Origin of the sequence: Caldivirga sp. MU80, assembly GCF_001663375.1 — an archaeon.
Classification (GTDB): Archaea; Thermoproteota; Thermoprotei; order Thermoproteales; family Thermocladiaceae; genus Caldivirga.
Window position 1 is genome coordinate 1 of sequence record NZ_LCTF01000019.1, and the last position, 15,072, is coordinate 15,072.

Here is a 15,072-nt window from a genome sequence, read left to right on the forward strand (position 1 = left end):
GGTTTTCATAATCATTTGTAGTGCTTATTTTTGTTAATGGTTAATCCCAGTTAAATTTAAATGCCTAACCCCAACACCCTTTATTAGTGACCCTGGGGTCCCGAGATCCGTAGTGGCTGGGAACCCCTGGCGACGGGGTGGGAGCCACTGCGGTGTCCCTGGGGCCCCAGGGAGACCGCCGAGAAGGAGACGGTGGAGACAACAAGTCTCTACCGTCTCCGGAGAGACGGTTACCTAACCAGTTAAGGTTAGGCATCATTAAGCTAATTCGGTGAAGAACAACCCGTGATTACTAAACCCTTAACATGGCCACTAGGGTGCCCTTCTCAACCCCAAGTGCCTCAGCCACAGGTCTGCACTTGGGTATTAGTAGGAAGGCAACAGGCTTACCTAGGTCAACCTCTGAGATGTACTCAAAGTGTGCCATACCCTTAGCGACCACTAGGTCACTCCCCCTAAGCCTACTTAGGAACTCATCACTGACCCTATCCAGGTGGATGCTTGAGCCGCTGTAGCCTGTTGAGACAAGTTCATCCAAGTGACTACTTAAACCTGCATACTCGGCATCACTGATCGTTAGGTCGTTTTGGAAGCCAGGATCAGCCTTGGCAACTCCGATAACCTTATTACCCATCCCCCTAATCAGGTCAATTAGTACTGTATCGAAAATCGCCTCACCGGCATTATCAAAGAGCCAGATTACCTTTAAACCACCCTTCAATAAGATGTTGTATAATTCACCTGTGTCATCCCTGGAGAAGGGCGTGGTCATTAATGAATCCAGGGGGAGTTCACTGGGTGGTTTATGAGACGCAACCCCCATGTCGAGTAAATTGCCCGCAATTGAGACCCTAACCGCAGCCTTAAACAGTTCATAGCCCTCCAACCCCCTTAACATATTTTTAACTAAGGGTAGTTGAGCCTTAGCAGCATCAATACTCCTGCGTTTAGCGACCCTATAGTACTCAGTGACCTGGGGGTATGTCGATGAAACCTTGATGAATATCCTGGAGGCTATCCTGGTCAACTCAGACTCCTCCTCAAAGGCCTCCGCAGAGGCATTAAGCACCAGTTTGGAAGCCGCCAGCGACTCCTCATTACTCATGTTAGCCGCCTCAACCTCACTAAGCCTAACACTAACAATGCAGAGTGGGCATTCCCTATGCGGCTTCATTCACCAACCTCAGGGCTATGAATTAAGGGATTTAAACACCTTTCCTCTCAGGTTTATAGGGAATTAAATAACCTTAACTAATCATTAACCCAGCTTAATTACTATAAGCCCACTAATTTATTGCCAGAATTATTCAAGTCTAGAGCTATTTAAAATTGCAATACCCTACGCCGTACTATGCCATACTATTCATCGTGCTTACTTTCTCACTTCACATCTTAGGGGGATTAATGCGGGTATTGCTTAAACTGCACCACTGGGCTATTATAGCCTAGCTAATGCCCCTAACTCCCCATGGCCCTCTTCGTTAGGCAGAGCACAGGCCTAGTTAAGTCGGCCTCCCTCTGGGATGCGGCAATGCTTAACGTGGCTAACATGGGGGCTGGTTTAGCGGTCTTCATAGGCATCACACCTTACGTAATCCCCGGTGCCGTGCTCTGGCTAGCCAGCTTGATAACGTTCCTGCTCACTTTACCGCTCGTGGTGCTTTACACATACTTCATAGTTAGGATACCTAGGACTGGTGGGGATTACGTTTGGATAACCAGGAGACTTCACGGAGGCTTGGGTTCAATAATGGGCGTAGCCCTAGCCTTCAACATGCCGCCCTTCTTCGCCCTGGCGGCCTTCTTCTCTGTGACGGCAATAAACAACGTCCTACTTGTAATAGGCTACACACATGGGCTAAGCAACCTAATCAACCTAGCCAACACAGTCTTCAGCACCAGTAATGTTTGGTTTGACTACTCCCTAGCCCTAGTGGCATTCATAGTGATAATCCTAATTAACATTGTTAGGCCTAGCGCCGGCTTCAAGTTAACCACAGCCCTAGGAACCCTAGCCCTACTAGGTACCTTAGCCGCCATGGTGGTGGTGGGCTTATCAATACCAAACTTCCACGTTGTATAGACATAACGCTGGTGTACAGGGAAATACCACCTGAATAAGGGTATTAAAAATCGCAGGTTAAAAGATGAAGTCAAGGTTACTTACCCTAAGGGTAGGTAACTTAGTGCATGCCCTTCGACCTGAATCCAAGAGCAGCGAGACTGATAAAAGGGTGGTAACCTCCAGGACCGAGACCACCTTCAGAGCGAGGAGGAAGCCAGCAACCATTAACTCGCCTTGCATTAATTTTATTAATTAGCATTGCATCATCTTAGTCGATGAAGATTGGGCTAGTGGTGTCTAGGCTCGATGAAGCCTCAATGGGTATTTGGCGGGCGCTCAATGGAATGATTAAGTTTAAGGAGGTTAATAGTAATGAGTACACCTCTGACTTAGCCTTAGCCCTAATTTCAAACAGGGACATAGTCTACGTTGATGAGGCTGATGAGTGGGCTAGGGCCAATAACCTTGACCTAGTGGTCTTCCTGAGTAGGCATGAGATGAGGAACCCAAGGCCATTGATAACCTTCCACACGCCCGGTAACTGGGGTGACGCTGAGTTAGGCGGTAAACCAGGCCTTGTGGCCATTAGCGAACCGAGGGTTTTAACAAACCTCTTCAGGGAGACCTATAGGAGGATTGGTGAGTTGAATGGTTACTTCGCCTCACTTGAGGCCACCCACCACGGACCATTCATCGATAAGCCGGCCATCTTCGCTGAGATTGGATCCACTGAGACTGAGTGGAGGGATCAGAGGGCCCATGATTTCCTAGCCTCATTAATCTACGACTTAATCAACGATACGGGTAGATTCATTAATGATGGTAAGGACGTGGCTATGTCCATTGGCGACCTCCACTATTCGACACTGATGGAGCATATAATCAATGGTGAATACGACGTGGGCCACATGGTGCCTAAGTACATTAAACCGACTAGGGAGATTGTTAGAATGGCTGTGGATAGGAATAGCGTTAAACCCAGGTTAGGCATAATACACTGGAAGTCCCTGGACCGCGAGTCGAGGGTTATGGTTGAGGATGAGTTGGTTAAGCTAGGTCTCACGGTGGTTAGGAGGAGGTGAAATGCCGAGGTACATGGTCATTGAGGCTAGGGGGGTGGATCTATTACCCCAGTTGTACAGGGAGTTGATAATTAAGGCTAGGGATCTTGCTGGGGTTGATTGGGATTCTAAGGGGTGTTACGCAGTGCCAATATTCATACACGCCAATAGGCTCGTCATCAAGGTACCAACCCCGTGCATAACCTGGTTTAGATCAGCCATGCTTAGCATAGACTACGCAGTGACCGTTAGGGTGACTGGCACAGCCAGAAAGGCTAAGGCTCAGGCTTTGTCAATACCACCAATATTTAACCTTAACAAGGAGGGACCCTAATTAGCAGTCACTTACCCTTAATCCTTATCCTAACCGTGATTACACCGTTATCCTCCTTCACATCAACCAATTCATTACCGGCGACCCTGGCCCAGTTAATCAACCTGCCTATGGCTGCCCTACGCGGCATTGTTAACGTTAGTAATAGCTTAAGCGCTGGCTTCACTAAGACTCTAATTGGGCTAAACATTATCCTTAGTCTCGCCAAGTACGGTTGACTAGGGCTTATCCATAACATACTCTCCTTAAGCCTACTAATAGTGCGCGTAATGCTATACCCTATATCAATGAGGACCTACACTCATCCAGGCACGTAATGTACATATTCCTGGCCTCAGCTATACCGTCTCTCCGGAGGCGGCGGTTCATGAAATCCCCACCGTCTCCTTCTTGACGGTCTCCCTGGGCCCCCTCACCGCAGCGGCTCCCCACCCGTCGCCGGGGGTTCCCAGCCACTACGGATCTCGGAAACCCAGGGGCACTAATAAAGGCGCTAAGGTTAAGTTTTATAAACTTAAAATGATTATGAAAACCGAAACAGCCCTAGTAATGGGTAGCTTCTTCAAGGCATTAACTATTGTTAACCAGCCTAAGCTACATCAGGTTCGTCTTGGATACTTCACATAGTACAATCTGCTCTCCCTAGGATCTAGAATAAGTGTTGAGTAAACATAGATATCTTGAATAATCAAAACCATTGAGGAGCAGTGAAACCCAAATCATCATTCATCTACGTTCATAGGCATGAAGCAGCATGCTAATTTAACAAACTTAGGGATTTAAGGCAAGTCATAGTTAACTTCATGCCTGATAACGAGGCAAACCTCGCCGTTCATGGTGGGGTTGCACCACTGTGTGGGTTTCATTGCGGTGGGTTTATACAATTCAACTCTGCTGGGGTTTTGGTGCTTGGGTTGGTGCCCCCGAGAGGGGGTTTGCTTCCCTCCGTCAGATGAGCCGGTGGGGCGATACCCCACCCTCACCACCACCCCAAGAACAAAACCACCAACCCCGCAGAGGGAATAACACCCAAGACCCCCACAATGAAAAAACCACCTCCCTAAGGTGGGAAGGGAGTCATAAATACACCTACTAACTTAACCGTTACCATTACTGTAAAGTATACTAAGTCTCAGCATAGGCTAGCTAAGCCCTGAGTCATATCTCGTAGTCTCAGGTTTCAGCATGGTTAAGGGCAACAACCTCCTTACCCAGAAAATGCACGGCAATGTGAACTCAAATTACTGCACTAAGGAAAATAGGTATTTAAAGTCCAAACTTGGATACTATCGAGGCTTTGATGAGCAGTTTCAAGGAGGAGGTGCTTAAGTTACTTAGGGAGGATGAGAACTTTAGGCTTGAGGTCATGAGACTACTCGGTATTGTCAACACAAATGCCTCACTTAACCAGTTAACTGACTCGGTGAACAGGTTAACAAAAGCCGTGGAGGAGCTTAAGGAGGAGGTGCGTAAATTGTGGGAGGAGAACCATAGAATATGGGAGGAGATAAGCAAATTGCGTGAGGAAACTCGGAAAATATGGGAAGAGATTAGTAAGTTGCGTGAGGAGAATCAGAAGATATGGGAGAATATACAAAAGATGTGGGAAGAAATACACAAGCTACAGGAAGAGAACCATAGAATATGGGAGGAAATACGCGAATTAAGGAAAAACCATGAGAACCTAACAAGGATTGTTAGGGGTGTATCGAGGGATTTAGGCGGCTTATCGAGGACTGTGGGTAAACTTGTGGAGCAGGATATAAGGCACTATCTGCCAGGCTGGGTAAGGGAGAGGTATGGCATCGCCGTGGATAGGGTAAGGAGGCTTAGACTTGATAGCGAGGCTGAGTTCGACGGCTTCGTGGAGGCTGAGGATAAGGTACTGTTAATAGAGATAAAGACAACGTTGAGGTCTAGGGATATTAGGGACTTGGCCAGGAAGGTTGATAGGTATAGGGAGAGGGCGCCAGGGGGCAAGTTGATAATACCAATAGTGGCGTACTCAATGGAGGGGGAGAGCCTAGGGAGGCTCCTTAATGCGGCTAAGGCATACGGCATAACGCTGGTTAAGCACCACGGCGAATATGAATTCGAGGAAGTGAGCCAATAGAGATGTGGTGTTTAAAGGTGAGGTTAAGGCTTGTGGCGTAATCTTAAGCCACCCTTGAATAGACACTTGACTACACCTTTAAGGTTAGCCTGTTGATGGTCAGTAGCCTGGAAGCCGTCATTAAATCCTACCTCACGCGCCTCATCATCAACCCCTAGGGTTAACCGGTTTTTAATAAGGTTTCCACATTCAATACTTTAAACCCAGACGCAGTAGCCTACGCATGGATAAGGTTAGGGTTGGGGTGATTGGGGTTGGTGGCCACGGTAGGGGTAGGCACCTAATACCCTACACCAAACTACCCAACGTCGAGGTTGTGGCGGTTGCAGATGTTAACCAAAGGAGGGCTGAGGAGGTTGGTAGGGAATTCAAGGTGAAGTACTACACTGACTACATGGAGATGATTGAGAGGGAGAACCCGGACGCGGTAAGTATCGTAACCCCCACAGGCCTCCACGCTAAGGTCGCTAAGGATGTTCTTAGTAAGGGTGTCCATGTGCTTGTTGATAAGCCCCTTGGAGCCAACCTAAGTGAGGTTGTTGACGTGGTTAGGACAGCTAAGGCTAAGGGTAAGGTGCTCATGGTCGGCTACTGGTCAAGATTCTCCCCAGCGCTTAAATTCGGGGCCGAGGCCATGAGCCTTGGGATGGTTGGTGAACCATACTTAGCCTACGGCTACCTGGTTAGGAGGAGGGGCATACCTGGTTCACCGACCTTCATAGATAAGCAGTTGTCGGGTGGTAGGGGTGCGTTACTGGACATAGGGTGCTACATACTTGATAACCTACTTTCACTACTCAACTTCCTAAGGCCAGTAACCGTGAGTGGTGCAACGTACACTAAGTTCGGCAGGAACCCTGAGGAGGTTAAGTTCAACTGGGGTTCATGGGACCCAAGCAAGTTTGAGCTTGAGGACTACGCCGTGGGCTTCATCAGGTTTGAGAATGGCGTCTCCATGATAATTGAGGTTGGTTGGGCGGCCAACGTATCCCACGTGGGTGAGGTCGGCATATACAGGGTTCTCGGCAACAAGGGCGGATTGGAGGGTAGGGGCCACGAGGCAGTCACCGAAATGACACTGCACAGTAGGACTAGCAACTTCCTCTACGACACCAAGCCCGTGCTGGGTAACGTGGACATGTCCCTGGAGATGGTTAGGGCATTCATCGACTCAATAACCCAGGGTAAGGAACCGCCAACCACGGGTTACCAAAGCGTGATAATACACTCAATAATAGACGCCATATATGAGTCAGCTAGTAAGGGCAGTGAGGTAAGGGTAACCATACCTGAGATCTAAGTTAACGTGAAAATCAAGTAGCATAAAAGAGATTCCCAAACCAAAGTTGGTAAGCTAGAATCTTTAATAATTACCCACTAATCAAGGTTGAGCACCTTCCTAAGCAACTCCACTTTAAAGGTTAATAAGCCTCCATTATTGTTTTGTGCTTAATTTCACTGCCCATTAAGGTGTTAACCTGTACCTATCCCTTGGGAACAGTATGACTTCCCTAATGTTCCTCACCTTAGCCATCACCATCATTAGCCTGTATAGGCCAAGCCCCCAGCCAGCATGCGGTGGCATACCCCAGTCGTAGGCTTCCAGGTGCATTGCGAAGTTCTCTGGGTTAAGCCCCCTAGCCTTCATGGCCTCCTCAAGTTGCTTCCTGTCGTGAATCCTGGTGGACCCTGAGGTAACCTCCATCCCATCTATAACCAGGTCGAAGGACTCGCTCCTAGACTCATCACCCTCAATGGGCTTTGTGTAGAAGGCCCTAAGCATGGTTGGGAAGTGTATTATGAAGAAGGGCTCCTTGATCAAGCTGCTCAGCTTCTCTAAACCCTCCTTAGGTATGTCGTCACCCCACTTAACCTTAACACCCTCCTTATCAAGCATGCTTAAGGCCTCATCATAAGTAATGACCTTGAAGGGCTTCACCGGCACCTTCACCTCACGGCCCATTTGACTGAGGATTGGTGCCGCGGCCCTATAGGCCTCTATGACCACATCCTCAAGTACCCCCATGACGTCCCTGTAGTCCATGAAGGCGGCCTCGGCGTCGACGGATATGAACTCGTTTACGTGGTACGTTGTGTCATGCTTCTCAGCCCTATAGGCCGGCCCAATTTCAAAAACCCTCTCAAGGCTGGCCGTCAACTCCTCCTTGTACAACTGGGGGCTTTGGGCTAAGTAGGCTGTGCGTTCAAAGTACTGGACTGGGAATAACTCAGCACCGCCCTCGGTGCTGGTTGCTATTATCTTCGGGGTGAAGACCTCTATGAAGCCGTGGCTGTAAAGCACATTGCGCATCGCCCTAACAACCTCACTCATGGCCTTGAAGAGCATTACATTGACCCTGCGCTTGAGGTCCACTACCCTGTACCTAAGTCTCAAGTCAAGCATGGTCTCATCCACGTTTCCCCAGATGTCTATTGGGAGCGGGTTAGCCTTGTTAAGTAACTTAACCTCGATGGGCTCAACCTCAACCCCAGCCCTGGCAACCTTACTAGCCTTAACCACACCCCTGACGCTAATCACATCCTCCTTAGCCAACCTAGATACAGCATTCCACGTCTCCTCGCTAACTGATGAACGCTTAACCGTGACTTGAACCATGCCCTCCCTATCCCTAAGCACAATGAACTTTATCCTACCCACGTCCCTAATATCCCAAACCCAACCCGATAACGTAACCTCCCTACCATCCATCTCAGGTTTTATTTCACCTACCCAATGGGTCTTCCTGTAAATAGCCACGTCAAGCTTATTCACCGGCATATTTAAGCGTTAATTAATGCACCTAGCCCTAAATGGCCTCATGACCCCTAGGGCATCCTTCAAACCAGCCCTAAAGCTAACTAGGTCAATGCAATCCACGGCGCTGGCGGTTAACATGGATAAGGCCCTATTAGCTAACCTCAGGAAGGGTTCAATGTAACCCTCCTGAAGTTTCACAAAGGCCGCCGCAGCAACTATCAAGCCCTGCACATTAACATCCCTACCAACCCTCCAGATGGGCTCAAGAGCCTCGTGGGCCTCCCAAAACCTCTCACCGTTGAATAGGTCAACGTAGGCCCTAAATGGGTTATCGTATCTATGCTCCATGGTTAAGTTAACCACCTCAAGGACAGGCCCAATTAAGAGACCTAGTGTATGCGCCGCCTCATCCACGTTATCTGTGCTCGCATCAACCTCAAGGTGCCTTGTGGCTACCCTAACGTTAATTACCCTAATACCCATAGACCTTAACTGCTTCATTAAGTTTACCCTATCCTTAGGCTCATAGCCCCTGGTATTACTTAAGTAAATCAAAACCCTCATGAGGAGGTATTAGCATCAGCTTAGTTAAAATGCGTATCTCAGCAATGCCCTCTGAACCATGAACAAACAGGTAAAGAGGACTCATCAGTAGGATGCAATCTATGTTTGGTTTTATGGTGGCTTACTAAGGACCAGCGCAATGTTTCCTCACTGAACCTATCATAAAAGAGCACTATTTACTCCCAGCCCACCGTAGAGTAAACCATAGTAAGCGCTCAGACAGTAACCCAATTAAAAACCGGTAGCTCACTTTAGTTTAGTTACCATGCATGGTTGCTAGGGAACGTAGTAAAAAGGGGAACGGCTAATTCATCCGTACTTCCCCTGAGGAAACCTCAAGGGGTTTCTCCTTAGGCTCCTTTATGGGTAACGTGAATATTATACCTACCACAGCGAAGGCTACAAGCACTAGCAGCAATTTAGACATTATGGCAAGCTTAGCGGCTGCACTTAAGGTGCTGCTTGTTATTGGGAAGTAGATTGGTATGAGGAGCGCGGCTAACGTAGCACCCAGCTTACCGCTTCCTGCAGCAATACCGTGACCCGTGGTCCTGTACCTTGTTGGGAAGACCTCAGCCGGTATTATGAACGTGGTTACGTTGGGTCCAACATTTGTGAAGAACTGGGCAATACCATAAAGCGCCAGTATAACCATGGGATCTGTAATGCCACTCCTTAGAATGAGGGCTGCTATCAAGTATGCAGCGGCCACTATGGAGAAGCCCATTATCTGCATTAACTTCCTACCAATCTTATCCACCAGTAGGGCAGCCACGTAGTAACCTGGGACGAGGAAGGCTAAGGCGACGTATAGCTGAGTGTAGATTGATGCCAGTGAGCTGTTGGCGAGGCCTAGGGCTAATGTTACAAAAGGCCCGAATATGTTGGCTCCATAGAAGAATACGTCAAGGGCGAACCAGGGTATTGCAGTGCCTAGGATTACCAATATGTACCTTGATAGGCTAATACCATCACTACCATTAACCTCAGCGTTAATGTTAACATCGGACCTCAACACATCCTTAATAGCCTTCCTAACGCCCTCCACATCCCTCCTAACGAAGTACTCAAACCTGGGTGTTTCATGAACCCTACGCCTAAAGTAAATGACCAGGGCCGGGAATACTGCACCAACACCAAGTAGAATCCTCCAGGCTAGGTCTGGGTTTACGTTTAAGTGTAGGAGGGATAACCCTAATACGGCTGCGGTTACAATACCCCAACCCTGCATGGAGAACACCCCAGCCACAAATAAGCCACGGCTCTTAGCTGGCGCATACTCACTCATTAACGTTGCGCTGATTGGGTAATCTCCACCAACGCCAAGTCCAAGTATGAACCTGGTTACCCAAAGCATTGTTGGGTTTATTGATAAGGCCGACGCCACGGCCCCAGCCGCCAATAAGGCCGCCTCCACACCGTAAATGTACTTACGGCCGAAGATGTCACCTATCCTACCGAATATGAATGGGCCTATGACTGCGCCGAACAATGCGGCTGAGGCTATTAGGCTTATATCAGCTGACGTTAATGACCAAACCTGCTTAAGGAAGACCAAGGCTACCGATATGGCGAAGAGGTCATAGGCGTCGGAGAAGAAGCCAGCTCCAGATATTAAAAGCAACTTAACGTGCGCCTTAGTTGGCCTTGACCAGTCAAGCGGCTCAAATGGTGTTCTACTCACCATCATTATCCATGTAACCGGAGCCTTAATAGGGTTTTTGCCGGTAAAACACTAACCCTATTTATATGGTAAATAACTATATAGATACTAATGGTGAATTACCCATGCGCTATTGGAGATCACACGACCAGTTGCCTAATGAAGTTGGTAAACTTAAATGACCACCTGTTGGCTGTAGGTCATTGCGTTTAATTATTCAATCACCTAACTTAACGATGTAACGCCTAATAATGCGGTGAATTGAAAAGGTTATAGTGGGAGTAAGGTTTATAAGTGGCTAAGTAAAACGATTTTAATGGTAGAGTTTAAGTATTTAACCTGGGATGATATAATGGACTTGACCATTAAGGTATCTGAATCAATAATTAAGGATAGTTATAGGCCTGATGTGGTTGTTGGCATAGCCAGGGGTGGGGTTGTGATAGCCAAGATAATTGAGGATATTTTAGGCATAGGTAACATGTCTTCTGTGGAGGTTAAGTTGTATAAGGGCATTGGTAAGCGAGGCGAAGAGGCAACGATAGCCCAGCCAATACCGATCAGCGTAAGGGGCTTAAGGGTACTGCTCGTGGATGACATATCGGACACTGGGGCAACATTATCAGCGGCTTATGATTACCTCAAGGGGCAGGGTGCCCTCGACATTAGGACAGCCACCCTGATGATTAAGCCGTGGACTAGGTTTAAGCCGAATTACTATGCCGGTGAAACAACGGCCTGGGTCATATTCCCATGGGAGCTTGGGGAGACCATTAGGGAGCTTGGGGATGGGGCTGAGGCGGCGTTGAGTGGTGTTAGGGATAAGGGTATTGTGGCTAGGATAAGGAGACTAATCCTCGACATGGCCGTTAGGCAATCCTCGCCTTAACATTAAGCTCACCCCTGACCCCCAAAGAGGGGGTAACGCCCAAGACCCCAGCAGTGAAACCCCGCCCTTAAGGGTGGGGAGGGGGGTCATCCCACACAGGGTATAGGTTATTTTCAATACCCATGAGCACCATAACCCTACCCACCACGGCGTTAACCAAGTCATCAATTGTCCTTGGCTTACCGTAGAATGGTGGGCTAGCGGGCATCACTATTGCCCCAGCCTCGGTGGCAAGCATCATGTTCCTAATGTGGATGAGGCTGTAGGGAGCCTCCCTAATCAAGAGCACTAGTCTCCTTCTCTCTTTAAGCGCCACATCAGCGGCCCTGGTGACTAAGTTTGAGGTGTAGCCGTGTGCTATGGCGGAGAGGGTCTTCATTGAGCATGGGGCTATGGCCATTGCCTGAAAGCCGAAGGAACCACTGGCTATCGGTGCATCAAGCTCATCGTCATTATAAGCCTTATGGGCCAGCTTAACCAAGTCATCTAGACCCAGGTCTAATTCATGTTTAAGGACCTTTAAGGCTGATTTAGAAACCACTAGGTGAACCTCAACATCACTTACCCTGCTTAAGGACTCTAGTAACCTAACCCCGTAAATAACCCCCGAGGCACCCGTTATGGCAACCACCACCCTCCTCATGGTTAAGGCGGCCTAACTTAGCTATTTATTAATTAGTCACTAGCTGGCTTCACGCAATCTCAGTAACCGTGCCATCAGCCCTACCTACAATGACCCTACTCACCCTTGAGCCGCTGAACAACCCAACCTCAACGACACCCGGTATGAGCTTAATGTCAACCTCACCCTCAGTTGGGTTTAGGGTAACCCCAGGCCTGTAGTCGATTATGAAGTTCCCGTTATCAGTAACCACAGGCCCCCTCTTACCAGGAGAGTACCTTAAAACTGCCGAGCCGCCGTACTTACCCTCAAGCCTAGCCTTAACTATAGGCCAGGCGTATGGTATAACCTCAATGGGTATTGGATGGGTACTTGGTATCTTACCCACTAGCTTCGTCTCATCGACAATCACTATGAATTCCCTAGCCCAGTAGTCAATTATCTTCTCCCTAGTCAACGCACCACCCCCACCCTTGATTAGGTTTTTACCTGGATCAACCTCATCGGCGCCGTCAATAGCCACGTCAATGGCGTTAACCTGCCACGGGTACCTGAGCAGGTCGCCTAAACCCAGTTTAACAATCTCATACTCAGTCTCAGTTGAGGTGGCCACTAGCCTTACGTTAATTAAGGAACCACTCGTAATAACTTTAGCCAACTCGGTTAGGAAGGTTAAGGCCGTTGACCCAGACCCAACTCCAATAACGTACCCATCCCTAACATACCTAAGGGCAGCCCTAGCCGCAGCTAGCTTGGGATCCATGAAACTCCCCCTAGTCTACCTAATTTAACCTAAACCCACGTTAATCCCACCACCTTACGCTTCCTAGTGGTCAAAAGACATCGATTATGATGGTTCCTAAGTCCTTCCCGCCGAGTCTTCCTCCATGAAGCCTTTAAATATGGGAATTAGGCCGCTGGGGGCCACTACATCATCAAGAACCATGCTGGTTCCATCCTTCCTCACAATTAGAATTCTCCCCCTCTCCCTAGTGGAACGGCCGTGTACTTTGAAGGGGAAGCCGTTTATGAAGGCCCAAAGAACCCAGCGAACCCTGGCGGTAAATTTCTTAGATATTTCAGAAACCGAAATTACCTCAACCCGCTGCACCTCACTCCACTTAACTAGGTACGGTGTGCCTGGGGAGTCACGGAAAAGACCATGCTCATCGTAATACACGTCATGGCCTACCGGGTCTAGGGACACTATAAACCTTAGAATCCTCCCCACGTAGTGCCTAAAGTAGAGACCCACAAGCATCATTAGGGCTGCTTCGATTACATTCCCAACTGAATCAAGTACCTTAATGTTAAACCACGTGGAGACTTTAAGGGCACTCAGGAGGCCTAAGGTGAATAAGATGGTAAATATAGCCCCTAATATGGTGAAGATGTTGCCTGTTAACGCCCAGACTAACTTAGTCCCTCTACCGTAACCGTGGGGCTCATTATCACTTTTAATGCCTGCTATCCGCTCCATAATCATGTCTAATATTAAGAATAACATTAAGAACGAGATGCCTGCCGCTGAGAGTAAGGCGATTAACCTCATGGGTTCTACGGTTGCGTACGCATAGAGTAGTATGGGTAAGGTAACCGCCGATATGGTTACGTAAAACAGCCTAAGCCTACTAATCGACAAACATATTAGGCAATAAATTAAAATGCGGATTAAGTGGTTTGATACAACCTCCAACGGTGACACTAGCATTTTTTGGGCTTTCAAGGACGCTACCAGCAACAAGGCCCCGCCACTTAGCATTAACACCGGCTCAAGTATCGCCGCAATTCTTACATATTTCATAGTACCATTCCGCTTTAATGATGATTGGCTTTTAAGTTTTTCGGTAAAAGGTAATATATAACGCCTTAATACCTTTGCAGCTATCTCTCATATCTATCGATATTCAACTAGGTACCGATTAAGGTTCTAGGCGTTGATACTGAGAGTTCAAGTAACCCCTGGGATAGAGGCCGAAGCTCACGAACCCCTAGCCTCTCTAAGTTTTCACGTTTAAAAAGCCTGGGTTAAGACCAATCACCTTATGGATGAGTTGATTGAAAAAGCCATTAAATTGGCTAAGGATTATCTTAAAAACTCCTACTCACCCTACTCCGGGGTTAAGGTAGCCTCAGTGGCCATAACGAGCAGTGGTGAAATGTTCACTGGGGTTAATGTGGAGAACTCCTCCTACGGCCTATCAATGTGCGCCGAGAGGGTGGCTATATTTAAGGCTGTTAGTGAGGGACATAGGGACATTAAGACCGTGGTCATTGTGTCGAATAGGGATGGGTTCACCTACCCCTGTGGTGCATGCCTACAGGTTATGAGCGAGTTCAACGTTGAGACAGTCGTCGTTACGTCACCCAATGGTGAGGTTAGGGTTCATAAGTTGGGTGAACTGCTTCCAATGCCGTTTAAACTTAAGTAACTGAGGTTAGCCTTAAGGTAGCTTATGAACCAGGGTTCACGGTACAGGGGCCCCTTAACCTCAACATCGCCGCAATTAGCCTTAACCTCAGCAGCCGCTCTGTTGAATATTACACCCCTGAATAGGAAGAGTAGGTAGACTTCACTGGGGCACTCATTGGCGATACTACTGATGTTGGGCTCCCCCACGAGGAGGTAAACCTTAAGGCCAGCCTTAACCAGTTCGCTCAATTCCTCCCTGAAGCGGGGGTTCCTTGATCCATGCATGACAATGGCTCCACTTACGTTCTCCCTTAAGGTTTCTATGAAACCAGGCCACTCCAGTAGGGGCTTCACCTTCAAGTTGGCCTTAGCGAGGGCCCTCTCGTAGTCGTCACCGTATTCGATGAATAATGGGAACGTTAAGCCTTTGCCGTGGGTCTCACCGTTGAGCATTAGTGAGTGGCCCACGCCCAGGAGTTGGCTGAATTCCCTCACTGAGTTTAGGTATTCTGGGTCCCTTGAGCCGTGTACGAGCATTACAAGTTCCATTGCTTAACCATGGGTGGCCCAGTTATTAACCCTATTGGCCC

At 48.2% G+C, this 15,072-nt stretch carries 16 protein-coding genes and 1 pseudogene; 7 read left to right on the forward strand and 10 right to left on the reverse strand.

The features are described 5' to 3' along the window. Positions 1-292 precede the first annotated feature (292 nt). Positions 293-1,174 (reverse strand): DUF89 domain-containing protein, encoded by an 882-nt coding sequence (locus AAX04_RS06555; protein WP_066795838.1) that lies wholly within the window; start codon positions 1,172-1,174, stop codon positions 293-295. 294 nt (positions 1,175-1,468) lie between these two features. Here AAX04_RS06555 and AAX04_RS06560 point away from each other — a divergent pair. Next, positions 1,469-2,074 (forward strand): annotated as a pseudogene (locus AAX04_RS06560) (amino acid permease); the annotation flags it as partial. 66 nt (positions 2,075-2,140) lie between these two features. On the opposite strand, the gene AAX04_RS11915 reads toward AAX04_RS06560, so the two are convergent. Beyond that, positions 2,141-2,290 (reverse strand): hypothetical protein, encoded by a 150-nt coding sequence (locus AAX04_RS11915; RefSeq protein WP_156519734.1) that lies wholly within the window; start codon positions 2,288-2,290, stop codon positions 2,141-2,143. Positions 2,291-2,340: 50 nt separating this feature from the next. Here AAX04_RS11915 and AAX04_RS06565 point away from each other — a divergent pair, with 50 nt between their 5' ends. Further along, positions 2,341-3,147, forward strand: coding sequence for a D-aminoacyl-tRNA deacylase (locus AAX04_RS06565; RefSeq protein WP_066795841.1), 807 nt, complete (start codon positions 2,341-2,343; stop codon positions 3,145-3,147). Position 3,148: 1 nt separating this feature from the next. Beyond that, positions 3,149-3,460: a hypothetical protein gene (locus AAX04_RS06570; RefSeq protein ID WP_066795843.1), complete on the forward strand. Its 312-nt coding sequence runs from the start codon at positions 3,149-3,151 to the stop codon at positions 3,458-3,460. 7 nt (positions 3,461-3,467) lie between these two features. On the opposite strand, the gene AAX04_RS12285 is transcribed toward AAX04_RS06570, so the two are convergent. Next, positions 3,468-3,698 (reverse strand): hypothetical protein, encoded by a 231-nt coding sequence (locus AAX04_RS12285; RefSeq protein ID WP_066795845.1) that lies wholly within the window; start codon positions 3,696-3,698, stop codon positions 3,468-3,470. A 1,062-nt stretch (positions 3,699-4,760) separates the two neighbouring features. On the opposite strand from AAX04_RS12285, the gene AAX04_RS06580 reads away from it, so the two are divergent. Then, positions 4,761-5,573 (forward strand): hypothetical protein, encoded by an 813-nt coding sequence (locus AAX04_RS06580; RefSeq protein ID WP_066795848.1) that lies wholly within the window; start codon positions 4,761-4,763, stop codon positions 5,571-5,573. Between the two features lie 223 nt (positions 5,574-5,796). Beyond that, positions 5,797-6,873: a Gfo/Idh/MocA family protein gene (locus AAX04_RS06585; protein ID WP_066795851.1), complete on the forward strand. Its 1,077-nt coding sequence runs from the start codon at positions 5,797-5,799 to the stop codon at positions 6,871-6,873. 165 nt (positions 6,874-7,038) lie between these two features. Here AAX04_RS06585 and aspS read toward each other — a convergent pair whose 3' ends face one another. From aspS to AAX04_RS06600, 3 genes are all read right to left on the reverse strand, one after another. Beyond that, positions 7,039-8,331, reverse strand: coding sequence for an aspartate--tRNA(Asn) ligase (aspS, locus tag AAX04_RS06590; protein ID WP_238377824.1), 1,293 nt, complete (start codon positions 8,329-8,331; stop codon positions 7,039-7,041). Between the two features lie 30 nt (positions 8,332-8,361). Beyond that, positions 8,362-8,895, reverse strand: coding sequence for a DUF309 domain-containing protein (locus AAX04_RS06595; protein WP_066795854.1), 534 nt, complete (start codon positions 8,893-8,895; stop codon positions 8,362-8,364). Between the two features lie 304 nt (positions 8,896-9,199). Next, entirely contained in the window at positions 9,200-10,582 is a 1,383-nt protein-coding gene (locus AAX04_RS06600) for an MFS transporter (RefSeq protein WP_066795856.1), read from the reverse strand. Positions 10,583-10,874: 292 nt separating this feature from the next. Between AAX04_RS06600 and AAX04_RS06605 the strand changes: the two genes are divergently transcribed. Beyond that, complete coding sequence (locus AAX04_RS06605) at positions 10,875-11,447, forward strand: phosphoribosyltransferase (protein WP_066795863.1); 573 nt, start codon at positions 10,875-10,877, stop codon at positions 11,445-11,447. Positions 11,448-11,514: 67 nt separating this feature from the next. Here AAX04_RS06605 and AAX04_RS06610 read toward each other — a convergent pair whose 3' ends face one another. The 3 genes from AAX04_RS06610 to AAX04_RS06620 form a co-directional block, all read right to left on the reverse strand. Beyond that, positions 11,515-12,090: a UbiX family flavin prenyltransferase gene (locus AAX04_RS06610; protein WP_066795865.1), complete on the reverse strand. Its 576-nt coding sequence runs from the start codon at positions 12,088-12,090 to the stop codon at positions 11,515-11,517. Between the two features lie 49 nt (positions 12,091-12,139). Beyond that, positions 12,140-12,832 (reverse strand): ribose-5-phosphate isomerase RpiA, encoded by a 693-nt coding sequence (gene rpiA / locus AAX04_RS06615; protein WP_066795867.1) that lies wholly within the window; start codon positions 12,830-12,832, stop codon positions 12,140-12,142. 96 nt (positions 12,833-12,928) lie between these two features. Further along, the gene (locus AAX04_RS06620; RefSeq protein WP_156519735.1) at positions 12,929-13,711 is read right to left on the reverse strand and encodes a hypothetical protein; all 783 of its coding nucleotides are present in this window, start codon (positions 13,709-13,711) and stop codon (positions 12,929-12,931) included. A gap of 403 nt (positions 13,712-14,114) precedes the next feature. Here AAX04_RS06620 and cdd point away from each other — a divergent pair, with 403 nt between their 5' ends. Continuing rightward, positions 14,115-14,501: a cytidine deaminase gene (cdd, locus tag AAX04_RS06625; protein ID WP_066795871.1), complete on the forward strand. Its 387-nt coding sequence runs from the start codon at positions 14,115-14,117 to the stop codon at positions 14,499-14,501. Here the strand turns inward: cdd and AAX04_RS06630 are convergent. Then, the gene (locus tag AAX04_RS06630) at positions 14,456-15,031 is read right to left on the reverse strand and encodes a hypothetical protein (protein ID WP_066795874.1); all 576 of its coding nucleotides are present in this window, start codon (positions 15,029-15,031) and stop codon (positions 14,456-14,458) included. The genes cdd and AAX04_RS06630 overlap by 46 nt on opposite strands. Positions 15,032-15,072: the final 41 nt, after the last annotated feature.